Here is a 25,211-nt window from a genome sequence, read left to right on the forward strand (position 1 = left end):
AGGTCCGACCCATGGCACAGAAGCTCGGCCCGGCGCCGACCGTCGATCCCACCGCCGAGGTCACCCGCTCGACGCTGGGGCGCTATACCGAGGTGGGCCCGCGCACCCAACTGCTGGAAGTCGAGCTCGGCGACTATTCCTACGTGGTCAATGATTCCGACATCGCCTATGCGCGCATTGGCCGCTTCACCTCCATCGCCGCGATGACCCGGATCAACCCCGGCAACCACCCGATGCAGCGGGCCAGCCAGTCGCATTTCACCTACCGCGCCTCCGCCTATTTCGACGATGCGCAGGACGAGCCGGATTTCTTCGCCTGGCGCCGCGCCCAGCCGGTGAGCATCGGCCATGATGTCTGGATCGGCCATGGCGCCATCGTGCTGCCCGGCCGCCGCATCGGCGACGGCGCGGTGGTGGCGGCCGGCGCGGTGGTGACCAAGGATGTCGCGCCCTACACCATCGTCGCCGGCGTGCCGGCCAAGCCGGTGCGCGAGCGTTTCCCCGCCGCCATCGCCGCCCGGCTACAGGCGCTGGCCTGGTGGGACTGGGACCACGCGCGCCTGCGCGCCGCGCTGGAGGATTTCCGCACGCTCGCCATCGAGGCGTTTCTGGAAAAGCACGGAGGGTAGGCACCGACCCGGCCACCCTTGCGCCGGCTGCGCCGCGCCGCTACGCCTTGGCGGCAACGCAGGAGAACGCCATGGCCGCCAGCGCGCTTGATGTCGACGAGGTGCTCGCCCGCCGCCGGCTGCGGCGCAAGCTCGCCTTCTGGCGGGTGTTCGCGCTGCTGGTGGTTCTCTTCGGCGGGCTCGGCGCCTTTGCCTGGTGGAGCGACGGCGCGGTGCTGCCGCGCGCCTCCGCCCATGTCGCCCGCGTCACCATTGGCGGCGTCATCCGCAATGAGCGCGAGCGGATCGAGATGCTTGAGGCGATTGGCAAGTCCGGCGCCAAGGCGGTGATCCTGTCGATCGACAGCCCCGGCGGCACGGTGGTCGGCTCGGCGGCGCTCTATGACGCGCTGCGCCGGCTGGCGGAGAAGAAGCCGATCGTCGCGGTGGTGGGCGGCATGGCCGCTTCCGGCGCCTATATCGCCGCGCTCGGCGCCGATCACATCGTCGCGCCGCGCAACGCGCTGGTCGGCTCGATCGGGGTGATCTTCCAGTTCCCGAACTTCGCCGAGCTGATGAAGAATGTCGGCATCTCCTATGAGGAGATCAAGTCGAGCCCGCTCAAGGCCGCGCCGAACATGTTCGATCCGCCGACCGAGGAGGCGAGGGCCGCCGTGCGCGCGCTGGTGGCGGACAGCTATGACTGGTTCAAGGGCCTGGTCGCGGAGCGCCGGCTGCTCGACCCAGACAAGCTCGCCCTCGCCGCCGACGGACGGGTGTTCACCGGCCATCAAGCGCTTCCCATGCGCCTCATCGACGAGATCGGCGACGAGCGCACCGGCCGCGACTGGCTGGCGCGCGAGAAGGGGATCGCCAAGGATCTTCCCATACGTGACTGGCACACGGACCGCGCCGGCGACGAATTCGGCTGGCTGCACGCCCTCTCGGTGCGTCTGATGTCGTTGATCGGGCTTGAAGATATCGCCCGTCTCGTGGCAGATGCGGCGGGCGGGGCTGCGGAACAGGCCCGCCTTGACGGTCTTCTGGCCCTCTGGCACCCTCGCGGTGGCTAGACGGGGCCAAGAGCTTCCAAAATATAAATTTTTTGGAGTACCGACGAGCCGAACGGAAAAGGGGCCGGGGCGTCGATGATCAAGTCCGAATTGGTGCAGCGGATCGCCGAGGCGAATCCGCATCTTTATCAACGCGATGTCGAGAACATCGTGAATGCCATACTCGACGAGATCGTCGCGGCGCTCGGCCGCGGCGACCGGGTCGAGCTGCGCGGTTTCGGCGCCTTCTCCGTGAAGGCGCGCCCGGCCCGCACCGGGCGCAACCCGCGCACGGGCGAGCATGTGGATGTCGACGGCAAGGCCGTGCCCTATTTCAAGACGGGCAAGGAAATGCGCGAACGCCTGAACGATGGCGTCGACCTCGAATAAGGCTGACCCGAAGGGAGAAGTCGTGCTGCGTCGTCTACTGCTGATCCTCATCGTCCTGCCGGTCTCGGTGGGGCTCGTCATGCTCGCCGTGGCCAACCGCCATCCGGTGTCGCTGGTGATCGACCCGCTCACCGGGGCCGGCGGCTGGTCGGTGGAAGCGCCGCTGTTCCTCGTCATCTTCGCCGCGATGATCGTCGGCGTGGTGCTGGGCGGCGTCGCGGCGTGGTTCAGTCAGGGCCGCTACCGCAAGGCCGCCCGCCGCTCCGCCCGTGAGGCGCGCTCGGCCCATGCCGAGGTGGAAGAGCTGCGCGCCGCCCATCGCGACCCGGTGACGCGGCCGGTGCTCGCCCATCGTCGCGACGCGGCCTGACGGAACCTTCCCATGAGCGATGTGCGCTTCGTGTCGTCCGGCGAGATCGCCGGGCTGCTGACCTTTCCCGCGCTGATCGATGCGCTTGAGGCCGCCTTTCGCCGCCGCATCACCGTGCCGGTGCGCCATCACCACACCATGCCGCGCCCGGATGGCGACGCAACCGCGCTGCTGATGCCGGCCTGGACCAGCGAGGGCACCGAGGACGACGTGTACGGCACCAAGCTGGTGACCGTTTTTCCCGGCAACAGCGCCCGGGGCCTCGAAAGCATCACCGGGCTCTATCTGCTCAATTCCGGCGCCACCGGCCAACCGCTGGCGGTGATGGACGCGCGCACCCTCACCGTGTGGCGCACCGCCGCCGCCTCCGCGCTCGCCGCCCGCTACCTCGCGCGTGAAGATGCCTCAAGCCTGGCGGTGATCGGGGCCGGTGCGCTCGCGCCCTATCTCGCCCGCGCTCATGCCAGCGTGCGCCCGATCCGCACCATCACCATCTGGAACCGCACGCTCGCCAAGGCGGAAGCGCTGGCGGAAACCCTGCGTGCCGAGGGCTTCAATGCCACGGCCGAGGCCGATCGCGGCGCGGCCATTGCGGGAGCGGACATCGTCACGTCAGCCACGCTCTCGCCGCAGCCGCTGGTGGAAGGGCGCTATCTCGGCCCCGGCCAGCATGTCGACCTCGTCGGCGGCTTCACCCCGATCATGCGCGAGGCCGACGACGAGGCGATCCGCCGGGCGCGCGTTTATGTCGATACCCGCGCCGGGGCCGGCAAGGAGGCGGGCGACATCGTCATCCCGCTGGCGAGCGGCGTGCTGGCGCCGGAGGACATCCAGGGCGATCTGTTCGAGCTGACCGCCGGCACCGCCAAGGGGCGCGGCAGCGCCGACGAGATCACCCTGTTCAAATCGGTCGGCACTGCCATCGAGGACCTCGCCGCCGCCGAGCTGGTGTGGAAGGCGCTGAAGGGCTGAGGAGCCGGCGCCGCATCGGCCGCCTGCGTCCTTCGAGGCACGGCCGGGGCCGGGCACCTCAGGATGACGGGCCGCTCAATGCCCCGGCTTGCCCTGCGCCTTCACCCGCGCCGCGTCGAGCCGCTCAATGATCGCCTTCGCCACCAGCGTCACCAGCGCCACCAGGGTCAGCAGCGTCGCCACCGCGAAGGCGGCGACCGCGTTATTGTCCTGGTAGAGCAGTTCGATCTGCAGCGGCAGCGTGTTGGTCTGGCCGCGAATATTGCCCGCCACCACCGACACCGCACCGAATTCACCCATCACGCGCGCATTGCACAAGGCCGCGCCATAGAGCAGGGCGAAGCGGACATTGGGCAGGGTGACGAGGCGCAGGATGCGCCAGCCCCCCGCCCCCAGCGTTACCGCCGCCTCTTCCTCCTCCGACCCTTGCGCGATCATCAGCGGGATCAGCTCGCGGGCGACGAAGGGGGCGGTGACGAACAGGCTGGCGAGGATGATCGCCGGCACGGCGAACATGATCTTGATGTCGTGCTCGGCCAGCCAGGGCCCCAGCAGCCCCTGCGCGCCATAGACGAAGAGATAGGCGACGCCGGCGATGATCGGCGAAATGGAGAAGGGCAGTTCCACCAGCGCCACCAGCAGATTGCGGCCGGGAAAGCGGAACTTGGCGATGCACCAGGCCGCCGCGATGCCAAAGGCCACATTCACCGGCACAACGATCAGCGCGGTGAACAGGGTCAGGCCGATGGCGTATTGCGTGTCCGGCGCGGCGAAGGAGGCGGCATAGGCGGCCATGCCGTGCTTGAACGCCTCGACAAAGATCGCCAGCAGCGGCGCCACCAGCACCAGCGCGGTGACGAGCAGCACCCCGCCCACCAGCACGCGGCGCGTCGCCGGCCCGTCGCCGACGCGGATGCGGCCCGACGCGGGCGCGGCGGCGGGGGGAAGGGAGGGGCCGGGAGACGGTTCGACTTCCATGCTCAATCCCCCGTGCCGATGCGGCGCTGCTGCCAGAGCTGAAGCATGTTGACCAGGAACAGCAGGACGAAAGCAAAGCCCAGCAGCGTCGCGGCGATGGCGGCGGCCGCGGGGTAATCATATTCCTCGATGCGGATGAAGGTCAGCAGCGACACCACCTCGGTCTTCAGCGGCAGGTTGCCGGCAATGAAGATGATGGCGCCGAACTCGCCCAGCGAGCGGGCGAAGCCCAGTGAGGCGCCGGTGAGGAAGGCCGGCAGGATGGCGGGAAAGATGATGCGCGCGAAGATGCGCAGATCCGAGGCGCCGAGCGTCGCCGCCGCTTCTTCCACATCGGCCGCGAGATCCTCCAGCACCGGCTGCACCGTGCGCACCACGAAGGGGATGGAGGTGAAGGCCATGGCGATGGCGATGCCGAGCGGGGTGTAGGCGACATCGATGCCGAGCGCCGCCAGCGGCCCGCCGAACCAGCCATTCTTCACGAACAGCGCGGAGAGGGCGAGGCCGGCGACGGCGGTGGGCAGCGCGAAGGGCACATCGACCAGCGCGTCGAGATAGCGCTTGCCGGGAAACTCGTAGCGCACCAGCACCCAGGCGAGGGCGAGGCCGTAGATGCAGTTGAACAAGGTCGCCAGCGCGGCGGTGGAAAGGGTGATGCGGAAGGCGGCCAGCGTGCGCGCCCCGCTCATAATGGCGAGATAGCGCTCCCAGCCGACATCCAGCGCCTGCCAGACCAGCGCGCCGAGCGGCAGCAGCACGATCAGGCTGAGATAGAGCACGGTGATGCCGAGCGAGAGCGAGAAGCCCGGTATGACGCGGTTCAACGGTCGGCTCCTTGCGTCGGTCGCACCGACCGGGGTCGGGCAGCGGTGAAAAGGCAATGGCCGGGACGAGCCCGGCCATGCCGCAGTTCAACGGAGAAGTCCAGCGCGAAACGGCTATTCACACGAATGCCGTGCGAAACCGCACACCTCACGGGGCGACGAACAGCTCGTCGAGCTTGCCGCCGGAGGCGAAGTGGGTCTTCTGCGCATTGGCCCAGCCGCCGAACACATCCTCGACCTTGACGAGGCGGACGGGGGCAAACTTGGCCTTGAACTCCTCGGCGACCTTGGGGTCGACGACGCGGTTGTTGAACTCGGCGGCGACCTTCTGGCCCTCGGGCGAATAGAGATAGGTCAGGTAATCGGTGGCGATCTGGCGCGAGCCGCGCTTGTCGACCACCTTGTCCACCACCGCGACCGGGAATTCGGCGAGCAGGCTCACCTCCGGCACCACGACCTGGAACTTCTTGTCCTTGTAGGCGTCCTTCACGCCGATCACCTCGGCCTCGAAGGTGATGAGCACGTCGCCCTGCTCGCGCTCGACAAAGGAGGTGGTGGCGCCGCGCCCGCCGGTGTCGAACACCACGACGTTGGAGAGCAGCTTCTTGGCGAAGGCGTCGGCCTTGGCCACGTCGCCGTTAAACTTCTCCAGCGCGAAGGCATAGGCGGCGAGATAGGTGTAGCGCGCATTGCCCGAGGTCTTCGGGTTGGGGAACACCAGCTTCACGTCGTCGCGGACGAGGTCGTCCCAGTTCTTCACGTTCTTCGGGTTGCCCTCGCGCACGAGGAAGGCCGGGAACGAGTACCAGGGCGAGGAGCCGTTGGGCAGGCGGCTCTGCCAGTCCTTGGCGACGAAGCCCTTGTCGACGAGGAAGGTGATGTCGGTGATCTGGTTGAAGGTCACCACGTCGGCCTCAAGGCCCTCGACGATGGAGCGCGCCTGCTTGGAGGTGCCGGCATGGCTCTGGTTGACCTTGATCTCCTTGCCGGTCTTCGCCTTGTAGGCCGGCTCGAACTGCTTGTTCTCGGCGTCGAACAGTTCGCGCGCGACATCGTAGGAGGCGTTGAGGATCTGGTTCGGCTCCTGCGCGCGGGCCTGCGGCACGGCGAGGGCGAACGGCGCCAGCGTGGCGGCGAGGGTCGCGGTCAGAATCAGGCGGCGCGAGAGGCGCATGGGCAGTCTCCACGAACGGGCGCGACGGGGGCGTCGCTGCCGTAAACACGTAAATTCTACGTGAATTAAAAGATTTCACACTGAAGTTTGTGTAGCACGCGATCTGCCGCAGCGAAAGAGGGGAATGTCGCGTGGTGCGGCGCAGCGACGCCAGGCGGGGCTCAGCGGCGCGCAAGGGCCCGGCGCGAGAGCGCGACGTGGCGGCTGATATAGGCCTCGCAGCCCAGCGCGCCGGAGGTCATCCGGCGCTGGGCAGCGGCGGCACGGGCGTCCCGCCGGGCCGGATCGGCGGCGAGTTCGCGCACCGCCGTCCGCAGCGCGGCGGCATCGCCCACCGGCACATAGGTCGCCTCCGCCTCGTCGAAATTGGCGTCGAGCCCGCCGGTGCGGGTGGCGACCAGCGCCAGCCCGCACAGGGCCGCTTCCTGCAGCACGGTAATGCCGCTGGCGTGCAGGTTCTCCTTCAGCGGCACCACCATGAGTGCGTTGGTCGCGTAGAGCCGCAGCAATTCGTCATTATGGGCCGGCGCGACCACCCGGACATTGGCGTGCGGCCGGGTCAGGCGCGGGTCGATGGCGCGCGAGACGATGGTGAGTTCGATGTCGTTCTGGCTTCCCAGCGCCGCCAGCAGCGTCGCCCAGTCGCGGTGGCGGTCATTGCCGACACTGAGCACCTTCACCGGCCGCACCGGGGCGCGCAGCGGGGGCAACACGGTCTCATTGGGAATGCCGAACGGCACCAGCTCGGCGTCGGGGCGGCCGAACACCGCCTGGGCGCGGCGCCGGTTCTCCGGGGAATGGAAGGTCAGCACATCGACCCGCCGGAGCAGCCACCGGTAGAGCGGACGGTGGAGCGGCGACAGCCGCCGCCACTCATCCATCAGCCACACCGACTGGCCGAGGAGCTTGGGCCGGGACGAACGCCGTGCCAGCGACAGCAGCATCGCCACCGCGAGAAACTGGGCCTCGGTGTGCGTCCACACAATGTCGGCCCGGAAGATCTCCGCCCGGTTGCGGAGCGCATGGACGAGGTCGAAGCCCAGCGCCAGCCGCAGCGCGCCGCGCAGACCCTTCCCGAGCAGCCCTTCACGACCCGCGCGCGAGAAGCGGACTTCGCAGCCCTCGCGCTCGGCGCGCCGGTAGCCATAGGGCGAGGGGTCGTTGATGCCGATGAGCGCACCGCTCCGCTGGTTCCGCTCCCATTCGGCCGCGTCCTGGCCGTGCGAAAGCTGCACGAAGACCTTGATCGGGTGCGGATCGGTCATGGCGGTCGTCATCGCGAGGGCTTCTGGTGAAGGCCGGTTGCGCGCGGGAGATCGGCCGGCCACGCCGCGGCACGCTAGGACGCCGTATCCAAGAGGGGAACAGCCCGCACCGAGAAAAACCGATTTATGATGAGGATTATTCTCAGAATCCGTCCACAGGCGCCTGCCGCCTCTGGCCGCGTGCGTGTCGCCGGGCTTCTGCGCCGGAGTCAGCCCCGTCCTCGGCGATGCCCTCGCGTCAAAGAGCCGTTCATGCTAGGTGGCTCTGTTCCGAGGAGGCGGCCTTGTCGCTTGAGATCAAAATCTGCGGGCTGAGCACCGCCGAGACGCTGGAGGCGTCCGTCAGTGCCGGTGCGGACATGGTGGGCATGGTGTTCTTCGCCCCCTCGCCGCGCCATGTCGACCTCGCCACCGCCGCCACCCTCGGCGCTCAGGCGCGCGGGCGGGCGCAGATCGTCGCGCTCACCGTCGATGCCGACGACGCGACGCTGGCCGCCATCATCGACGCGCTGCGCCCCGACATGCTGCAGCTGCACGGTCGCGAGAGCGTGGAGCGCGTCGCCGCCATCCGTGCCCGCTTCGGCCTGCCGGTCATGAAGGCGCTCGGCATTGCCTCAGCCGAAGACCTTGCCGCGCTGGCCGCCTATGAAGGCGTGGCCAACCGGCTGCTGCTCGACGCCAAGCCGCCCGAGGGCGCCACCCTGCCCGGCGGCAATGGCGTCGCCTTCGACTGGAACCTCATCGCCGGCCTTGACCTCGCCCGGCCCTTCATGCTGTCAGGCGGGCTCGACCCGGAAAACGTCGCGGACGCGGTGCGGCTCATCCATCCGCCCGGCCTCGACGTATCCTCCGGTGTCGAACGTGGACCCGGCATCAAGGACCCGTCCCGCATCGAGGCCTTCTTGCGCGCCGCGCGGACGGCCGAGGCGCAAGGATCTTCCGCCCCGACCGGCGACACCGCCCACGGCTCCGCGCCGACGCCGCCTTCACCTGCCAGAGAGACGAGCCCGTCGTGAACGCTCCCAATTCCTTCCGCACCGGCCCCGACGAGAACGGGCATTTCGGCCTCTTCGGCGGCCGTTTCGTTGCCGAAACGCTCATGCCGCTCATCCTCGATCTGGAGACGGCCTATAACGAAGCCAAGGCCGATCCCGCCTACAAGGCGGAGATGGATGCCGGGCTGAAGCACTATGTCGGCCGGCCGAGCCCGCTCTATTACGCCGAGCGGCTGACCGAGCATCTGCGCGCCGGCGCGCCGGCAGGGATGGGCGCGAAGATTTACTTCAAGCGCGAAGAGCTGAATCACACCGGCTCGCACAAGGTGAACAACGTCCTCGGCCAGATCCTGCTCGCCCGCCGCATGGGCAAGAAGCGGATCATCGCCGAGACCGGCGCCGGCCAGCACGGCGTCGCCACCGCCACGCTCTGCGCGCGCTACGGCCTCGAATGCGTCGTCTATATGGGCGCCGTCGACGTTGCCCGGCAGGCGCCCAACGTGTTCCGCATGAAGATGCTCGGCGCCAGCGTCGTCCCCGTCCAGTCCGGCTCGAAGACGCTGAAGGACGCGATGAACGAGGCGCTGCGCGACTGGGTGACCAACGTCGCCGACACCTTCTACTGCATCGGCACGGTGGCGGGCCCGCACCCCTACCCCGCCATGGTGCGCGACTTCCAGAGCATCATCGGCACCGAGACCCGCGAGCAGATGCTGGAGATGGAAGGCCGGCTGCCGGACAGCCTGATCGCCTGCATCGGCGGCGGCTCCAACGCCATGGGCCTGTTCCACCCCTTCCTCGATGACCCGAGCGTGAAGATCTTCGGTGTCGAGGCCGCCGGCCACGGCATCCCCTCCGGCCAGCACGCCGCCTCGCTCACCGGCGGGCGCCCGGGCGTGCTGCACGGCAACCGCACCTATCTGCTGATGGACGGGGACGGCCAGATCGCCGAGGCGCATTCCATCTCCGCCGGCCTCGACTATCCCGGCATCGGGCCGGAGCATTCCTGGCTGCACGACACCGGCCGCGCCACCTATATCTCCGCCACCGATGACGAGGCGCTGGAAGCGTTCCAGCTGGTGGCGAAGCTCGAAGGCATCATCCCGGCGCTGGAGCCGGCGCATGCGCTGGCCAAGGTCGCGCAGCTCGCCCCCACCTTCCCGGAAGATCACCTGATGGTGGTCAACCTCTCCGGCCGTGGCGACAAGGACATCCCGCAGGTGGCGGACATTCTGGGAACGAGCCTATGAGCACCCGCATCGAAACCCGTTTCCGCGCCTGCGCGGCCGAGGGGCGCGCCGCGCTCGTCACCTTCATCACCGCCGGCGATCCCGACCATGATACCTCGCTCGCCTTGCTCAAGGCGCTGCCGGCGGCGGGCGCCGACATCATCGAACTCGGCGTGCCCTTCACCGACCCGATGGCCGACGGCCCGGCGATCCAGGCCGCGGGCCTGCGCGCGCTAGCGGCCGGCCAGACGCTGGCCAAGACGCTTGCCATGGTGAAGACCTTCCGCGAGAGCGACGCCACCACGCCGCTGGTGCTGATGGGCTATTACAACCCGGTCTATGTCTATGGCGTCGAACGCTTCCTGGCCGACGCCAAGGCGGCGGGCGTCGACGGCCTCGTGGTGGTCGACCTTCCGCCGGAGGAAGACGGCGAACTCTGCCTGCCGGCGCTGGCGGCGGGGCTCGACTTCATCCGCCTCGCCACCCCGACCACCGACGACCAGCGGCTGCCGGCCGTGCTGAAGCACACGGCGGGCTTCGTCTATTACGTCTCCATCACCGGCATCACCGGCGCGGCGCAGGCCGACCCGGACGCGGTCGGCCGGGCGGTGGCGCGGATCAAGCGCCACACCACGCTGCCCGTCGCGGTCGGCTTCGGCGTGAAGACGCCGGAGAGCGCCGCCGCCATCGCCGCCAATGCCGATGGCGTGGTGGTCGGCTCGGCGCTGATCGACGCGCTGCGCGCCACGCTCGATGCCGAGAACCGCGCCACGCCCGCGACCATTACCGCCGTCACCGATCTGGTCGGCCGGCTCGCCCAGGCCGTGCGCGGGGTACGCCGCCAGGCGGCGGAATAGCGATCAAAGCCGGCGCACGCCCGCGCGGCCGCGGCCGAATCGCGCGTGCGCCTTTTCATCGCCCTTCTGCGGCATTAGATGAGGGGCGGCCGGCGGCGGGGAGACCCCCGTCGCGGCCGCTGCGTCACCGTCCGGAGCCCGACCGTTGAACTGGATCTCGAACGTCGTCCCCAAGCTGAGCTCCTTCCTGAACCGTCGGGAAGTGCCGGAAAATCTCTGGGTGAAGTGCCCGGAGACGGGGCAGATGGTGTTCCATAAGGATCTGGAGGCGAATCTCCACGTCGTCCCCGGCTCCGGCTATCATATGCGCATGGACCCGACGGCGCGTCTGCGCTCGGTGTTCGACGGCGGCAAATGGTACGATATCGGCCTGCCGGCGGTGGCCATCGACCCGCTGAAGTTCCGCGACGAGAAGCGCTATGTCGACCGCCTCAAGGACGCCCGGACCAAGACCGGCGCGCAGGACGCGGTGAAGGTCGGTTATGGCAAGCTGGAAGGCCTGCCCGTCACCGTGGCGGTGCAGGATTTCGGCTTCATGGGCGGTTCGCTCGGCATGGCGGCGGGCGAGGCCATCGTCACCGGGCTTGAGACCGCCGCCTCGCGCGGCACGCCCTTCATCATGTTCGCCTCCTCCGGCGGCGCGCGCATGCAAGAAGGCATCCTCTCGCTGATGCAGATGCCGCGCACCACCTGCGCCATCCAGGAACTGCGCGAAGCGAAGCTCCCCTATATCGTGGTTCTGACCAACCCGACCACGGGTGGCGTCACCGCCTCCTATGCCATGCTGGGCGACATCCAGATCGCCGAGCCGGGCGCGCTCATCGGCTTCGCCGGCCCGCGCGTCATTGAGCAGACCATCCGCGAGAAGCTGCCGGAGGGCTTCCAGCGCGCCGAATATCTGCGCGACCACGGCATGATCGACCTCGTCGTCCACCGCCACCAGATGCGCCCGACGCTGGCGCGGCTCTGCCGCCTGCTGATGCGCGCCCCGGCCGTGGCGGGCGAGACCAAGGCCGCAGCAAAGCCCGCCGAGGACAAGGCGGCCGAAGCCCCGGCCCTGCCGGTCCCCGCCGCCAACCCCGCGCCCGCCAGCGCCTGAGGCCCCCATGAGCGCGCTTCCAGCCGCCGGCCCCGCGCCCACCGAGGGGCCGCGGGCGCCGGTCGACGACATTTTCGACCGGCTGCTGGCGCTGCACCCGAAGCTGATCGACCTCTCGCTCGACCGGATGTGGCGGCTGCTGGAGCGGCTCGGCCATCCCGAGCGGCGGCTGCCGCCGGTGATCCATGTCGCCGGCACCAATGGCAAGGGCTCCACCGTCGCCTTCATGCGGGCGATCCTGGAAGCCGCCGGCCAGCGCGTGCATGTCTACACCTCGCCGCATCTGGTGCGCTTCAACGAGCGCATCCGCCTCGCCGGCACGCTGGTGGACGATGCCCGCCTCACCGGCGCACTGGCGCGGGCGGAAGAGGCCAATGGCGGCGAACCGATCACCTTTTTCGAGATCACCACGGCGGCGGCGCTGCTGCTGTTCGCGGAAACCCCCGCCGACATCTTGCTGCTGGAAGTCGGCCTCGGCGGCCGGCTCGACGCCACCAATGTGATCGAGCGGCCGCTGGTGAGTGTCATCACCCCGGTCTCCATCGACCATGTCGATTTCCTCGGCGAGACCGTGGCGGAGATCGCCGGCGAAAAGGCCGGCATCCTCAAGCGCGGCGTGCCCGCCGTGCTCGGCCACCAGCCGCGCGAGGCGCTGCGCACGATCGAACGGCAGGCGGCGCGGCTCGGCGTGCCGCTCTCGGTCATGGGCGAGCACTATCAGGCGCATGAGGAAGGCGGCAGGCTGGTCGTCGCCGACGAGGCGGGACTGCTCGACCTGCCGCGCCCGCGCCTCGTCGGCCCGCACCAGATCGTCAATGCCGGCCTCGCGGTGGAAGCGTTGCGCGTCGCCAATCTCGGCCTGCCGCCCGCCGCCTTCGAGGAAGGCATGCGCGCCGCGCAATGGCCGGCGCGGCTGCAGCGGCTGGGCCCCGGCCCGCTCACCGCCCGCGCGCCGGAAGGCGTCGACATCTGGCTCGATGGCGGGCACAACGCCGCCGGCGGTCAGGCGCTCGCCGCCGCACTGGCCGATCTCGAAGACCGGGTGTCGCGGCCGCTGGTGCTGATCGTCGGCATGCTGGGCAACAAGGATGCGGACGCCTTCCTCGCGCCCTTCGCCGGCCTCGCCCGCGAGCTGATCGCGGTGCCGGTGCCGGGCGAGCACAAGGGCGCGGCGCCGGAGGCGCTGGCGGAAGCGGCGCGGGGGCACGGGCTCGACGCCTCCACCGCGCCGAGCGTCGCCGCCGCGCTGGAAGGGCTGGCGGAATTTCCCGTCGGGGCCGCGCCGCGCGTGCTGATCGCCGGCTCGCTCTATCTCGCCGGCGCCGTGCTGGGCGAGAACGGCTCACTGCCGGACTGAGGCGCAGGTTTCCGCGCAGGCCGGCGCGAACCTTGGCGCGCAAACGACAATCCCGGACACGGCCTCGCGGCCGTTCCGGGATGATGCCGGTCGAAGGGCGGCCGCCGCGCCTCAGCGCGGGGCCAGCACCATGATCATCTGGCGGCCTTCCAGCGAGGGCTCGGCCTCGACCTTGGCAATGGTCGCCAGCTCTTCCTTCACCTTGTTGAGCAGCTTGTAGCCGAGCTCCTGATGCGCCATCTCGCGGCCGCGGAAGCGCAGGGTGATCTTCACCTTGTCGCCTTCGTCGAAGAAGCGGTGGATGGCCTTCATCTTCACCTCATAGTCATGGGTGTCGATGCCGGGCCGCAGCTTGATTTCCTTGATCTCGACGACGTGCTGCTTCTTGCGCGCCTCGTTGGCCTTCTTCTGGTTCTGGTATTTGAACCGGCCATAGTCGAGAATCTTGCAGACGGGCGGGGCCGAGTTCGGCGCGATCTCGACGAGATCGAGGCCGGCGTCCTGCGCCATCGCAATCGCATCGCGCGTCAGCACGACGCCGCGATTCTGCCCGTCCTGATCGATGAGCTGAACTTCGCGGATGCGGATATCTTCGTTGACGCGCGGACCGTCCTTTTCCGGCGCGACGGGTCTCATGGGGCGGCGAATGGCGTCTTCTCCTCTGCCATTTCAGAATGTGGCGTTTCCACCGCGCTTCGAAGGGTCGCCGGCCGGCTGATTTCCGCGCGCGTAAAACGGTCGCAGAAGATCGTGACAAACCCGTCAGAAGTCAACGGCGGTAAAGCACGGATCGCATGTAATAACGCAGGCTCGGCCGGCTTTCGTCGTCACCTGGCCCGCCGGCCCTGTTCCCACGCGAGGTGTGCCTGTAAGCCAAGATGGCGCGCGCGCCTCGAATCGCAAGGCTTTCGCTGATCAAGAGGTTGCCGCGCACCGTTCGCCTACCGACCGGAGGACAATGATGAGCGAGGCCACCCCCACCCGTCCCGATGCGGGCGCCGCCCCTTCCTTCCTCACTGTGGGCGCGGATGCCCGCGCCATCGCGGTGCGCGTCACTCCCGGCCGCGCGAGCCCGGAACATCCCGGCATCCTGTGGTGCGGCGGCTTTCTCTCCGACATGCGCGGCACCAAGGCGGAAGCTCTGGCGGACTGGGGCGCGGCGCACGACCGGCGCGTGGTGCGCTTCGACTATTCCGGCCATGGCGAATCCGGCGGCGCCTTCGAGGAGGGCACCATCTCGCGCTGGGCCGAGGACGCCTTCGCCGTGTTCGACCGGATGACCGAGGGCCCGCAGATCGTCGTCGGCTCCTCCATGGGCGGCTGGATCGCCCTGCTGCTCGCCCGGGCGCTGGCGGCGCGGGGCGAGAGCGCCCGCCTCGCCGCGCTGGTGCTGATCGCCCCGGCACCGGACTTCACGGAAGAGCTGATGTGGAAGGCGATGCCGGAGGATGTCCGTGCCGCGCTGCTGCATGACGGGCGCTGGGTGCGCCCTTCGCAGTATGGCCCCGGCCAGGTCATCACCCGGGCGCTGATCGAGGACGGGCGGCAGAACCTCGTGCTCGGCGCGCCCTTCGCGGTCGGCTGCCCGGTGCGCATCCTCCAGGGCGTGGCCGACCCGGATGTGCCGTGGCAGCATGCGCTGCGGCTCGTCACCTGCCTCGCCGAGGACGATGTGGTGCTGAGCCTGATCAAGGATGGCGACCACCGCCTCTCGCGGCCCGAGGATATCGAGCGGATTCTGGCGGCGGTGCAGGAAGTGGGGTGAGGGCGCGCCTGCGCGCGCTCAGCCCGGCGCGCGCAGGAAGACGATCTCGCTGCTGTCGTAGCGGCGGCGCTCCAGTTCCTCGAAACCTTCCGGGGCGGCGAAGGCGGCCTCGACCGATTCCTCCACCACGACGAGTGCGTCCGGCGCCAGCCATTTGCCGGAAAGGGCGCTCGCCAGCGCCTTTTCCGCCAGCCCGCGCCCATAGGGCGGATCGCAGAAGACGAGATCGAAGGCGTCATTGGCGAAGGCCTCGCCCAGCTTCGTCGCGTCGCGGCGGAAGATGCGGGTGATGCCGCCGACGCCGAGCGTCTCGACATTGGCGCGGATCAGCCCGCGCGGCTCCGGCGCCTCGTCGACGAACACCGCGAGCTTCCCCCCGCGCGAGAGCGCTTCCAGCCCCAGCGCGCCGGTGCCGGCGAACAGGTCGAGCACGCGGGCGCCGTCGGCGGCATCGCCATAGGCATGGGCGAGCACATTGAACAGCGCCTCGCGCAGCCGGTCGGAGGTCGGCCGCGTGGCGTTGGAGGAGGGGCCGCGCAGCGCGCGACCCTTGAAGCGCCCGCCGACGATGCGCATCGAACCGCCCCGTCAGCCGCGCGGCGACCGCGGCGGACGCCCGCCCGGTTTACCACCAGACGGCTTGCCCCCGGTGGGGCGACCACCGGAAGGCTTGCCACCGGCGGGGCGGCCACCTGCGGGTTTTCCGCCGAAGGACTTGCCGCCGAAGGATTTGCCGCCCGCGGGCTTGTCACCGAAGGATCGGCCACCCGGCTTGCCGCCCCCCGAACGCCCTTCCGGCCGGTCGGCGAAATTCTTGGCACCATAGCTCTTGCCGCCCGCCGGCCGGTCACCGAAGGAGCGGGCCGGGCGATCGCCGCGCGACGCGCGGTCACCACGGTCCTCGCGCGGCGGACGGTCGTCCCGCGCGGGCCGGTCGTCGCGGCTGCGGAACGGGCGCGCGCCCTCGGGGCGCGGGGCGCGCTCGCGGAAGGGGCGGTCGCCCTCGGGACGCTCGCGGCGGGGCGGGCGTTCGTCACCCTCCGCGCGCGGGCGGAAGCTGCGCGACTGCTCGGACTTCACCCGGCCGCTATAGGGCCGGTCGCTGCCGGCGCCGCGGAAGGGGCGCTCTCCCTCCGTCCGCTGGGGACGCTCGCCGCGTTCGCGGAACGGGCGCGCGGGGCGCTCGCCACGCGGCGCGCGGTCGCCGCCTTCGTCGCGGCTACGGAAAGGACGCTCGGAACGTTCGCCCGCCTCGCCCTCGCGCTCGACACGCGGGCGGGAGGGGCGCGGCCCGCCGACCTTGCGGTCGCGGCTCTTGGCGCCGGCGCGGGCGGGACGCTCGCGGAAGGGACGCTCCTCGCGCTCGGCACCACTCTCCATCTCACCGGCCCGCTCGGGCCGCTTGCGGAAGGTGCGCTCGCCGCCGCGCTCGCCAGCAGGAGCACCGGGACGCGCTCCGGTGCGCACGCTGGCGCGCTCCTCGTCACGGCGGACGCGGGCCGGGGCGGGCTCGGGCACGGGTTCGGTGGAGCGCACGCGCTGCACCAGCACCTTGCGGCCCTTGCGGTCGGCGACGACACCGGCGGTCACGCTCTTGCCCTCGCCCGGCTCGGTGTCGATGGGCAGGCGACGGTGGCGGTCCTCCGCCCCTTCCGGCTTGGCGTAGCGCGCCTTGCCGGGCTTTGCCGGGCGCTTGGGCGCCTCGTCCTCGGCATGGTTGAACAGCGGCCCCTCGAAATCCGCGCCCGCCTGCTTGGCCAGCGCCTCGCCGAGCTGGTCGGCGAGAATGCGGGTGCGCACCTCCTCCGCCTCGCCCTGCGCCAGCTCGCCGAGCTGGAACGGGCCATAGGACAGGCGGATCAGCCGGTTCACGTCGAGCCCGAGCGAGCCGAGCACATTGCGCACTTCGCGGTTCTTGCCCTCGCGCAGCGCCAGGGTCAGCCACACATTGGCGCCCTGCACGCGGTCGAGCACCGCCTCGATCGGGCCATACTGCACCCCGTCGACGGTGACGCCGGCGATCAGCGCGTCGAGCTTGTCCTGGGTGATGTCGCCCTTGGCGCGCACGCGGTAGCGGCGGAGCCAGCCGGTTTCCGGCAGCTCCAGCACCCGCGAGAGCCCGCCATCATTGGTGAGCAGGATCAGCCCCTCGGTGTTGAGGTCGAGCCGGCCGACGGAGACGAGGCGCGGCAGGCCGGGGGGCAGGATCTCGAACAGGGTCGGGCGCCCTTCCGGGTCGTAATTGGTCGTCACCACGCCCTTGGGCTTGTGGTAGAGAAAAAGCCGCGTGCGCTCGCGGTCGGGCAGCTTCGCCCCGTCGACGGTGATCTCGTCCTCGGCGGTGACGGTGCGGGCGGGGCTTTCCAGCACCTCGCCATTCACCGCCACGCGCCCGGCGAGGATCCATTCCTCGATCTCGCGGCGCGAGCCGAGCCCGGCGCGGGCCACCACCTTGGCGACGCGCTCGGCCTCGCGCGGGCCGGCCTCCTCCGGCGCCGCCGGGCGGGCGGGGCGGGGGACGCGGTTGTGTTCCTTGCGGGGCGGCGTGTTTTTGGGCATGGGGATTGATCCGGTCTCCGGGCGGCGGGTGCTAGCATGTCCTGCGGGGGGATGCGAGCTTTTGGCGAGATTTCGGGCGAGCAGAGCCTTGACGAGCGACGATTGCGACGCCAGCGGCCGGGCACGCCGCGACTTCATGCAGCTGGCCCTCGATGAGGCGGCGCGTGCCGCTGCCCGCGGCGAGGTGCCGGTGGGCGCGGTGCTGGTGCGCGCCGGCGAGGTGCTGGCCGCCGACGGCAACCGCACGCGCGAACTCTCCGACCCCACCGCCCACGCGGAAATACTGGTGCTGCGCGCCGGGGCCGCGCGCCTCGGCAATGACCGGCTCGGCGAGTGCGATCTCTACGTCACGCTGGAGCCCTGCACCATGTGCGCGGCGGCGATTTCCTTCGCCCGGCTGCGGCGGGTCTATTATGGCGCCGCCGATCCCAAGGGCGGGGCGGTGGAGAGCGGCGTGCGCTTCTTCGCCCAGCCCACCTGCCACCACCGGCCGGAGGTCTATGGCGGCTTCCGCGAGCGCGAATCGGCGCAGATTCTGCGGGATTTCTTCGCCGGGCGGCGGGGATAAGACCTAGCCCAGCACCGCCTCCAGCCGGCGCTTCACCTCGTCCTTGACCGGCTCGGCGGCTTTCAGGATGGCGGCGGCGCGGAAGAAATCCAGCACGCGGAAATCATGCACGTTGGGGCGGATGAGAATGTCCGGCGCGCCCGCCTTCAGCTTCTCGCCGACAATGGAGGACGCCATGATCTGCAGCGTGGCGAACATCGCCTCGAAGGGTGCGGGCACGCCGCGCGTCTCGGTGCCGTGGCCGCCGGTGATGTCGACCGCGATCACCACATCGGCGCGGCTGCGCAAAAGGTCGAAGGGCAGCGGGTTCACTGCCCCGCCATCCACCAGCGTGTGGCCGTCATGCTGCACCGGGCGGATGAGACCGGGAATGGCGAGAGAGGCCGCCAGCGCCGGGCGGATCGGCCCCGCTGTGAAGGTGCGCTCGCAGCGCTCCCAATAATCGGTGGCCACCACCCGCAGCGGAATGGACAGTTCCTCGAACGTGTCGGGCACCATCTTGGGCAGGAAGCCGCCGATGAAGCGCTCGGCGTCGATCAGCACCGGATTGCCCAGCCCGGCGCCGAACAGGTCGGCGATGCGCCCGACACGGGCGGCGAGCAGGCGCTTCATCACCTCGCCGCGATTCTTCAGCGTGTGAGTGACGAGATGGCGGATGTCGCGCGCCGGCATGCCGGCGGCATAGACGCTGGCGAACAACGCCCCGATCGACGCCCCCGCCATGGCGGTCGGCCGAAGGCCGAGATCGTCCAGCGCTTCCAGAACCAGAATATGCGAGAGGCCGCGCGCCCCGCCCGACCCCAGCGCCACGCCCAGCGTCGGCCCGCCGGGCCCGGCCACGCCGGGCACGGGCGGGGAGACAGGGGCACCGGAGACCGGACTGCCCGGCGAGGACATCACCGCGCCGCCCGCCTCTTCCTTCCCCGCCTTGCGCGCGGCGGGAGGCGGCGCTTCCGCCTCCGGGGCGGGATCGGCCGGCACCCGCCGACGCCGGCTGTGAGGGAAATCGTCCATCGTTCTGCCCATCTGCCGCGTTCCGGGGAGGCGGCTCCTCCGCAAGGCGCGCCGGTTCTGCCACGCAGGCGCGGCAATTCTTTGAACATGGGCACGCCGGTGCGGGGCCGCCAGAGCGCGCGGCGGGCAAAATGCCCGCGCGGGCTACGCTCAGCCGGCCAGCGCGCGCCAGGCGATGTCGTGGCGGCAGAAGCCTTCCGGCCAGTCGATGCGGGCGACGGCGTCATAGGCCCGCTCGCGCGCCTCGGCGACATTGGCGCCGACGGCGGTGACGTTCAGCACCCGGCCGCCATTGGCGACGATATCCTCGCCCGAACGGCGCGTGCCGGCATGGAACACCTTCACGCCGGGAATGGTCTCGGCCGCCTCCAGCCCGCCAATGCGCGAGCCCTTGCCATAAGCGCCGGGATAGCCCTTCGTCGCCATGACCACGGAAATCGCCGCGTCGGGCTTCAGCGGCACCGGCTGGTCCTCCAGCCGCCCGGTCGCCACGGCGGCGAGCAGCGGCAGCAGGTCGCCCTCCATCCGCATCATCAGCACCTGGCATTCCGGGTCGCCGAAGCGGACATTGTATTCGATCAGCTTCGGCCCCTCGCTGGTGATCATCAGCCCGGCGAACAGCACGCCGCGAAACGGGCTCGCCGCATCGGCCAGCGCGCGGGCGGTGGGCTTGACGATCTCATGCAGGGTGCGCCGCTCCATCTCGGCGGTGAAGACCGGCGCGGGCGAATAGGCGCCCATGCCGCCGGTGTTCGGCCCCTCGTCATTGTCGAAGGCGCGCTTGTGGTCCTGCGCCGAGCCAAAGGGCAGCACGGTCTCGCCATCGACCAGGCAGAAGAACGAGACTTCCTCGCCCTCCAGAAACTCCTCGATCAGGATTTCCGTACCGGCGCCGCCCATGGCGAACACCTCGTCAATGCCCGCGAGCGCCTCGTCCAGCGTCATCGCCACGATCACGCCCTTGCCGGCCATCAGCCCGTCGGCCTTGAGCACGATCGGCGCGCCATGGTGCTGGACGAAGGCGCGGGCGCCTTCCACATCGGTGAAGCGGCCGAAGGCGGCGGTGGGAATGGCGTGCGCCTTGCACAATTCCTTGGTGAACAGCTTGGAGCCTTCCAGCTGCGCCGCCACACGGCGCGGGCCGAACACGGCGATGCCCTCACTGATCAGCCGGTCGGCGATGCCGTCCACCAGCGGCGCCTCCGGCCCGACGACGACGAGGTCGATCTTCTCGGCAAGGCACAGGGTGACGATGGCGTCATGGTCGTCCAGCGGCACGCCGTCAAAGCAGGTGGCGAATTCGGCGATGCCGGGATTGCCGGGCAGCGCGAAGAAGGCCCCCATGAGCGGGCTCTGCGCCAGCTTCCAGGCGAGGGCATGCTCGCGGCCCCCCGAGCCGAGCAGAAGAACGTTCATGCGGCAAACCTCCAGCGCCCCGACATGGCGTTTCGCCTAAACGTTCGGGCGGCGAGGGGCAAGGGGGAGGGCGAAAGGGAGCGAGGTCGCGACACGATCGACCATCCTTCGAGGCGCGGGCGTTGCCCGCGCACCTCAGGATGACGTCCCACCAAGGCGGTTCGCCACGCCCGTCATGCTGAGGTGCGAGCAAAGCGAGCTTCGAAGCACGCAGCCCGTTCACTCATAGGCCAGCGCCACCACTGGATCGAGCCCGGCGGCCTTGCGCGCGGGGAGATAGCCGAAGACGAGGCCGGTGAGGAAGGCGCAGCCGAAGGCGAGCAGCGGCGGCATGAGCGACAGCACGATGGTGGCGCCCATCCACTCCACCCCCAGCGCGGCGGCGAGGCCGAGCCCGACGCCCACCGCCCCGCCGACCGAGCACACCACCAGCGCCTCGGTGTTGAACTGCAGCATGATGTTGCTCATACGCGCGCCCGTGGCCATGCGGATGCCGATCTCGCGGGTGCGCTCGGTCACGCTGACCAGCATGATGTTCATCACCCCGATGCCGGCCACCAGCAGCGAGATGGCGGCGACGCAGCCGAGCACGAGGGTGAGCGTGTTCTGCGTCTCCATCGCCGTTTCCAGGAATTGCGCGGTGTTGCGGACCTGGAAGTCCTCGGCCTGGTGGCGCTCGGTCAGGATGCGGGTGATCGCCGCCTCGACACGGGGAATCTCGTCGGCATTGCCCACCTTCACCGTGACCGAGTTGAGGAACTGCCGGCCGAACACCCGCACGAAGCCGGTGGAGAGCGGCACCAGCGCCACATCGTCCTGGTCCTGGCCGAAAGCATTGGCGCCGCGCGGGGCGAGCACGCCGATCACCTCATAGGGCACGTTCTTGACCAATATGTAGCGCCCGAGCGGATCGTCGGCGCCGAACAGGTTCTGTGCCACGGTTTGACCCAGCACCACGACCGGCGCATAGGCGCGCATATCGGCTTGCGTGAACATCACCCCGCGGCTGAGCGTCCAGTCGCGGGCGGCGAGATAGTCGGGCGAGGTCCCGGTCACGGTGGTGAAATAGTCGAGCGAGCCGTAGCGCAGCGTGTAGCGGCCGGAACGGTCGGGGGCGATGGCGTCGATGCCGGGAATGCTGCGCAGCGCCTCGGCATCCTCCGGCAGCAGCGTGGCATTGTCGCCGGCGGTGCGGATGCCCGGCGCGCCGGGGCGGACGATGAGCAGATTGGTGCCGATCTGCGAGATGCGCTCCAGCACGCTCTGCTTGCCGCCATCGCCCACCGCCAGCATGGTGATGACCGAGGCGACGCCGATGACGATGCCCAGCAGCGTCAGCGCGGTGCGGAACAGGTTCGCCGTCATCGAGGCAATCGCCATGCGCACCGCTTCCGCGAGGTCCGGCAGGAAGCGCGCCAGCCCGCCGCGCCGCGCCGGGCCGGTGCCGGGCAGCGGCGTGCGGGAAGGCTCGTCCTCCCGCCGCTCGTCGGAGACGATGCGCCCATCCTGAAAGCGCACCACGCGCCGGGCATGGGCGGCGACATCGGGATCATGGGTAATGAGAATGACCGTATGGCCCTCGGCGTTCAGCTCGCCGAGCAGCGCCAGCACCTCCTCGCCGGAGCGCGTATCGAGCGCGCCGGTCGGTTCGTCGGCGAGAATCACCGGCGCGGCGTTCATCAGCGCGCGGGCGATGGAGACCCGCTGCTGCTGGCCGCCGGAAAGCTGGTTCGGCCGGTGCTCGCTGCGCGTGCCGAGGCCGAGCCGGGCGAGCAGCGCATGCGCCCGCTCCTCCCGCGCCTCGCGCCCCATCCCGGCATAGATGGCGGGAATGGCGACATTCTCCGCTGCCGTCAGGCTGGGCAGCAGATTGTAGCGCTGGAACACGAAGCCGAAGGTGGAACAGCGCAGCTCCGCCAGTTCGTCCGGTCCCAGATCCTCCACATCGACGCCATTGACCCGGTAGAGGCCGCCAGAGGGCCGGTCGAGGCAGCCGACAATGTTCATCAGCGTCGATTTGCCGGAGCCCGACTGGCCCATGATGGCGACGAACTCGCCGGGCTGGATCGCCAGCGACACCTTGTCGAGCGCCCGCACCACGCTCTCGCCATTGGGGTAGATGCGGCTCACCTCGACCAGCTCGATGATCGGCGTCTCCGGCGGCGCGGGCCGCGCGGGCACGGCGCCGGGCGCGCTGCGGGTGGCGCTGGTGCTCATCGGCTCAGCCCAGGCGCGGCGGCATGGGGGGACGCCCACCGCCGGGCCGCGCTGCCGCCGGCGGCGCGTTGGTGCCTGTGATCACCGTCTCGCCGGGCTGGAGCCCCTCGGTGATCTCGGTCTGGCTGCGGTTGGACAGGCCGGTCTTCACCGCGCGCTCCTGCGGCCCCTCAGGGGTGAGCACCCGCACGCTCTGGCTGCCATCGCGGGCGGTGCGGATCGCCGGGGTCGGCACCAGCTTCACGCCCTTGGCCTCGCCGAGACGGAAGAACACCTGCGCCGTCATGTCGGTCATCAGCATCAGGTCGTCGTTCGGCACGTCGATCAGCACATTGTAGAGCACCACGTCGTTGACGATGGTCGGCGTCGGCTCGATCTGCCGCACCGTGCCGCGCCAGCGCCGCTCCGGCAGGCCGAGCGTGGAAAACGAGGCCGGCGTGCCGACGGTGATGCGCGGAATGTCGCCTTCCGCCACCTGCGCCGTCACCGTCATGGTCTGCAAATCGGCGATGCGCAGCACGATGGGCGCGGACTGGTTGGCGTTCAGCGTGGCGCCCTCGCGGGCGGTGATGGAAACGACCGTGCCGTCCATCGGCGCGTAGATCTTGGTGTAGCCGAGATTGGCGAGGTCACCGTCGAGCGTCGCCTGCGTCTGCGCGATCTGCGCCTTCAGCGCGTCGATCTTGGCCTCGCTGATCCGCTCGGTCGCCTCGGCGGCGTCGGCCGCGTCCTTGCTGCCGGACTGGTTCTTCAGCAATTGCTGGGCGCGCTCGTTGCGCAGCCGGTCGAGGGTGAGCTGCGCCTGCGCCTGCGCCAGCTGGGCGCGCAGATTTTCGAGGCTGGCGCGGTCGCCGGCGACGCGGGTCTGGTAGACGGTGGGGTCGATCTCGGCGAGAAGGTCGCCCTTCTTCACCATGTCGCCGACATCGGGGTGGATGGTGCGCAGCTGGCCGGAAACCTGCGTGCCGACATCGACATAGGTCTTGGGCTGCATCTTCGCGATGGCGTTGACGCTGGTTTCGATGTCGCCGAGCGCGACCACCGCCGTCTGGAAGGCTGGCGCCGCCGCCGGCGTCTCGACGCGGGTGTAGGCGGTATAGCCGGCGCCGGCCAGCAGCAGGGCGGCGAGCAGCCACGGCCAGCGGCGACGGCGCCGTCGACGCGTCGTCCTCTCTCCCGTCCAGCCTGTTTCCGCCTTCTGCAGCATGTCGCCCGGTCCTCCTCGGCCTCAGGCGTAAGACCCAAGTCCCGGCGAACAAAGTGAATTCGCGGTAATGATGAGGCGACAAGCCGCCCGGCGCGCTCAGGAATCGTTCGGCCGGTACTCGCCCGTGGCGGGGTCGCGGCGCAGCGTCGCACGCGGGTCGAGCGTGCCAGCCTTCTCCGCCCGGCGCTGGGCGTCGAGCTCGGCATTCACCCGGCGCGATTCACGCGCCAGCACCTTCGCGAGGGCAGCGGTGCCGAGCGCACCGAGGGCAAGAATGAACAAAGGCGGCATCGACGTTTTCCGGGTGATTTCCGAGCGTCTGCCGGGCGTCAGAGCCCGAAGCGGGCCCATAATGCCCGTTCCTCTGCGGCGGAAATGAGGGCCTGCGCCGCCCCGGCGCCGATCTCCGCTGCCGGCCCTTCGCCCAGCGCGGCCGCGACGCCCAAGCCCACACCCACGCCGGGCGAGCGGCGGCCGAACAGGCCCGCCTTCACCTCGATCAGGGGCGTGCGGACATTCTCGCCATAGCGGGCGCGCAGAAAGCCCCTGAGATCGCCGAGCGCGTCGACCAGGCCCAGCTCCTGCGCCTGCGGCGCCGCCCAGAATTCGCCGGAGAACAGCGTGTCGTCATCGCCCGAGAGCACATCACCGCGCCGCGCCTTCACCAGCGCCACGAAGGCGGCATGGATTTCCTGCTGCAGGGCTTTGAGCCGCTCGACATCCTCCGGCTTTTCCGGCTGGAACGGGTCGAGCATCACCTTGCGGGTGCCGGCGGTATAGACGCGGCGCTCGATGCCGAGCTTTTCCAGCGCGGCGGGAAAGCCGAAGCCGGCGCTGACCACGCCGATGGAACCGACAATGGCGAAATCGTCGGCGACAATCTCGTCGGCCGCGCAGGCCAGCATATAGCCGCCCGAGGCCGCGACATCCTCGACGAAGGCGATCACCGGCAGCTGCTTCTCCGCCGCCAGCGCGCGGATGCGCTTGTAGACGAGGTGCGACTGTGTCGGCGCGCCGCCGGGCGAATTGATCACCAGCGCCACCGCCTTCGCCCCCTTCACCGCGAAGGCGCGCTCCAGCGCCCGCGCCGTGTTGGCGAAGGTGATGCCGGGGCGGAACGGGCTCGCCATGCCGATCGCCCCGGTGAGCCGCACCACCGGCACCACGGGCGTGCCGCCGCGCAGCTTGGCGGGCAGGAAGGGATCGAGGCGGCGGCGAAGGTCGGAGAGGAAGGATGAAGTGGCCATACGCTACAGATAGGGTGGGTTCCGCATTTGCTCAATGACCGCGCGCAG

The 25,211-nt window shown here is 70.0% G+C and carries 25 protein-coding genes; 12 read left to right on the forward strand and 13 right to left on the reverse strand.

From position 1 onward, the window contains the following. Nucleotides 1–11 precede the first annotated feature (11 nt). The 5 genes from K9D25_RS05115 (at nt 12) to K9D25_RS05135 (ending at nt 3,392) form a co-directional block, all read left to right on the forward strand. Nucleotides 12–629, forward strand: a complete 618-nt coding sequence (locus tag K9D25_RS05115; RefSeq protein ID WP_244379897.1) for a DapH/DapD/GlmU-related protein — start codon at nt 12–14, stop codon at nt 627–629. A gap of 71 nt (nt 630–700) precedes the next feature. Further along, complete coding sequence (gene sppA, locus K9D25_RS05120; RefSeq protein WP_244379898.1) at nt 701–1,681, forward strand: signal peptide peptidase SppA; 981 nt, start codon at nt 701–703, stop codon at nt 1,679–1,681. Nucleotides 1,682–1,756: 75 nt separating this feature from the next. Then, nucleotides 1,757–2,050, forward strand: coding sequence for an integration host factor subunit beta (locus tag K9D25_RS05125; RefSeq protein ID WP_244379899.1), 294 nt, complete (start codon nt 1,757–1,759; stop codon nt 2,048–2,050). A gap of 22 nt (nt 2,051–2,072) precedes the next feature. Then, a complete protein-coding gene (locus tag K9D25_RS05130; protein ID WP_244379900.1) occupies nt 2,073–2,420 on the forward strand; it encodes a LapA family protein in 348 nt (115 codons plus the stop codon). A gap of 12 nt (nt 2,421–2,432) precedes the next feature. Next, nucleotides 2,433–3,392, forward strand: a complete 960-nt coding sequence (locus K9D25_RS05135) for an ornithine cyclodeaminase family protein (protein ID WP_244379901.1) — start codon at nt 2,433–2,435, stop codon at nt 3,390–3,392. 75 nt (nt 3,393–3,467) lie between these two features. On the opposite strand, the gene cysW is transcribed toward K9D25_RS05135, so the two are convergent. From cysW to K9D25_RS05155, 4 genes are all read right to left on the reverse strand, one after another. Then, on the reverse strand, nt 3,468–4,370 hold the full coding sequence (cysW, locus tag K9D25_RS05140; protein ID WP_244379902.1) for a sulfate ABC transporter permease subunit CysW: 903 nt from the start codon (nt 4,368–4,370) through the stop codon (nt 3,468–3,470). A 2-nt stretch (nt 4,371–4,372) separates the two neighbouring features. After that, entirely contained in the window at nt 4,373–5,194 is an 822-nt protein-coding gene (gene cysT / locus K9D25_RS05145; protein ID WP_244379903.1) for a sulfate ABC transporter permease subunit CysT, read from the reverse strand. A 148-nt stretch (nt 5,195–5,342) separates the two neighbouring features. Then, on the reverse strand, nt 5,343–6,368 hold the full coding sequence (cysP, locus tag K9D25_RS05150) for a thiosulfate ABC transporter substrate-binding protein CysP (protein WP_244379904.1): 1,026 nt from the start codon (nt 6,366–6,368) through the stop codon (nt 5,343–5,345). A gap of 161 nt (nt 6,369–6,529) precedes the next feature. Then, entirely contained in the window at nt 6,530–7,645 is a 1,116-nt protein-coding gene (locus K9D25_RS05155; RefSeq protein ID WP_244379905.1) for a glycosyltransferase, read from the reverse strand. A gap of 272 nt (nt 7,646–7,917) precedes the next feature. Here K9D25_RS05155 and K9D25_RS05160 point away from each other — a divergent pair, with 272 nt between their 5' ends. The 5 genes from K9D25_RS05160 (at nt 7,918) to K9D25_RS05180 (ending at nt 13,170) form a co-directional block, all read left to right on the forward strand. Beyond that, nucleotides 7,918–8,649 carry a phosphoribosylanthranilate isomerase gene (locus K9D25_RS05160; protein ID WP_244379906.1) on the forward strand — a complete coding sequence of 244 codons (732 nt, stop codon included), beginning with the start codon at nt 7,918–7,920 and terminating at the stop codon, nt 8,647–8,649. Then, nucleotides 8,646–9,878, forward strand: coding sequence for a tryptophan synthase subunit beta (gene trpB / locus K9D25_RS05165; protein ID WP_244379907.1), 1,233 nt, complete (start codon nt 8,646–8,648; stop codon nt 9,876–9,878). Before K9D25_RS05160 ends, trpB begins: the two co-directional genes overlap by 4 nt. After that, nucleotides 9,875–10,714 carry a tryptophan synthase subunit alpha gene (gene trpA / locus K9D25_RS05170; RefSeq protein ID WP_244379908.1) on the forward strand — a complete coding sequence of 280 codons (840 nt, stop codon included), beginning with the start codon at nt 9,875–9,877 and terminating at the stop codon, nt 10,712–10,714. Before trpB ends, trpA begins: the two co-directional genes overlap by 4 nt. A 145-nt stretch (nt 10,715–10,859) precedes the next feature. Further along, complete coding sequence (gene accD / locus K9D25_RS05175) at nt 10,860–11,813, forward strand: acetyl-CoA carboxylase, carboxyltransferase subunit beta (protein WP_244379910.1); 954 nt, start codon at nt 10,860–10,862, stop codon at nt 11,811–11,813. Nucleotides 11,814–11,820: 7 nt separating this feature from the next. Further along, nucleotides 11,821–13,170 (forward strand): bifunctional folylpolyglutamate synthase/dihydrofolate synthase, encoded by a 1,350-nt coding sequence (locus K9D25_RS05180; protein ID WP_244379928.1) that lies wholly within the window; start codon nt 11,821–11,823, stop codon nt 13,168–13,170. Between the two features lie 111 nt (nt 13,171–13,281). Here K9D25_RS05180 and infC read toward each other — a convergent pair whose 3' ends face one another. Next, entirely contained in the window at nt 13,282–13,806 is a 525-nt protein-coding gene (gene infC, locus K9D25_RS05185; RefSeq protein ID WP_244379932.1) for a translation initiation factor IF-3, read from the reverse strand. A gap of 325 nt (nt 13,807–14,131) precedes the next feature. Between infC and K9D25_RS05190 the strand changes: the two genes are divergently transcribed. Continuing rightward, nucleotides 14,132–14,935, forward strand: a complete 804-nt coding sequence (locus K9D25_RS05190) for an alpha/beta hydrolase (RefSeq protein ID WP_244379934.1) — start codon at nt 14,132–14,134, stop codon at nt 14,933–14,935. Nucleotides 14,936–14,953: 18 nt separating this feature from the next. Here K9D25_RS05190 and rsmD read toward each other — a convergent pair whose 3' ends face one another. Both rsmD and K9D25_RS05200 read right to left on the reverse strand, forming a co-directional pair. Beyond that, nucleotides 14,954–15,511, reverse strand: coding sequence for a 16S rRNA (guanine(966)-N(2))-methyltransferase RsmD (gene rsmD / locus K9D25_RS05195; protein ID WP_244379936.1), 558 nt, complete (start codon nt 15,509–15,511; stop codon nt 14,954–14,956). A gap of 12 nt (nt 15,512–15,523) precedes the next feature. Continuing rightward, nucleotides 15,524–17,494 carry a pseudouridine synthase gene (locus K9D25_RS05200; RefSeq protein WP_244379938.1) on the reverse strand — a complete coding sequence of 657 codons (1,971 nt, stop codon included), beginning with the start codon at nt 17,492–17,494 and terminating at the stop codon, nt 15,524–15,526. 136 nt (nt 17,495–17,630) lie between these two features. On the opposite strand from K9D25_RS05200, the gene K9D25_RS05205 reads away from it, so the two are divergent. Continuing rightward, nucleotides 17,631–18,062: a nucleoside deaminase gene (locus tag K9D25_RS05205; RefSeq protein WP_244450801.1), complete on the forward strand. Its 432-nt coding sequence runs from the start codon at nt 17,631–17,633 to the stop codon at nt 18,060–18,062. Nucleotides 18,063–18,065: 3 nt separating this feature from the next. Here K9D25_RS05205 and K9D25_RS05210 read toward each other — a convergent pair whose 3' ends face one another. The 6 genes from K9D25_RS05210 to K9D25_RS05235 form a co-directional block, all read right to left on the reverse strand. Then, nucleotides 18,066–19,088, reverse strand: a complete 1,023-nt coding sequence (locus K9D25_RS05210; RefSeq protein ID WP_244379940.1) for a patatin-like phospholipase family protein — start codon at nt 19,086–19,088, stop codon at nt 18,066–18,068. A 138-nt stretch (nt 19,089–19,226) separates the two neighbouring features. Continuing rightward, a complete protein-coding gene (gene purD / locus K9D25_RS05215; protein WP_244379942.1) occupies nt 19,227–20,492 on the reverse strand; it encodes a phosphoribosylamine--glycine ligase in 1,266 nt (421 codons plus the stop codon). A 219-nt stretch (nt 20,493–20,711) separates the two neighbouring features. Continuing rightward, nucleotides 20,712–22,709 carry a MacB family efflux pump subunit gene (locus K9D25_RS05220; protein ID WP_244379944.1) on the reverse strand — a complete coding sequence of 666 codons (1,998 nt, stop codon included), beginning with the start codon at nt 22,707–22,709 and terminating at the stop codon, nt 20,712–20,714. A gap of 4 nt (nt 22,710–22,713) precedes the next feature. After that, entirely contained in the window at nt 22,714–23,916 is a 1,203-nt protein-coding gene (locus tag K9D25_RS05225; protein WP_244379946.1) for an efflux RND transporter periplasmic adaptor subunit, read from the reverse strand. Between the two features lie 96 nt (nt 23,917–24,012). Continuing rightward, nucleotides 24,013–24,207 (reverse strand): hypothetical protein, encoded by a 195-nt coding sequence (locus K9D25_RS05230; protein ID WP_244379948.1) that lies wholly within the window; start codon nt 24,205–24,207, stop codon nt 24,013–24,015. A gap of 38 nt (nt 24,208–24,245) precedes the next feature. Further along, the gene (locus K9D25_RS05235; RefSeq protein ID WP_244379950.1) at nt 24,246–25,163 is read right to left on the reverse strand and encodes a S49 family peptidase; all 918 of its coding nucleotides are present in this window, start codon (nt 25,161–25,163) and stop codon (nt 24,246–24,248) included. Between the last annotated feature and the right edge of the window lie 48 nt (nt 25,164–25,211).

Source organism: Ancylobacter polymorphus (genome assembly GCF_022836935.1).
GTDB classification, from domain to species: Bacteria; Pseudomonadota; Alphaproteobacteria; order Rhizobiales; family Xanthobacteraceae; genus Ancylobacter; species Ancylobacter polymorphus_A.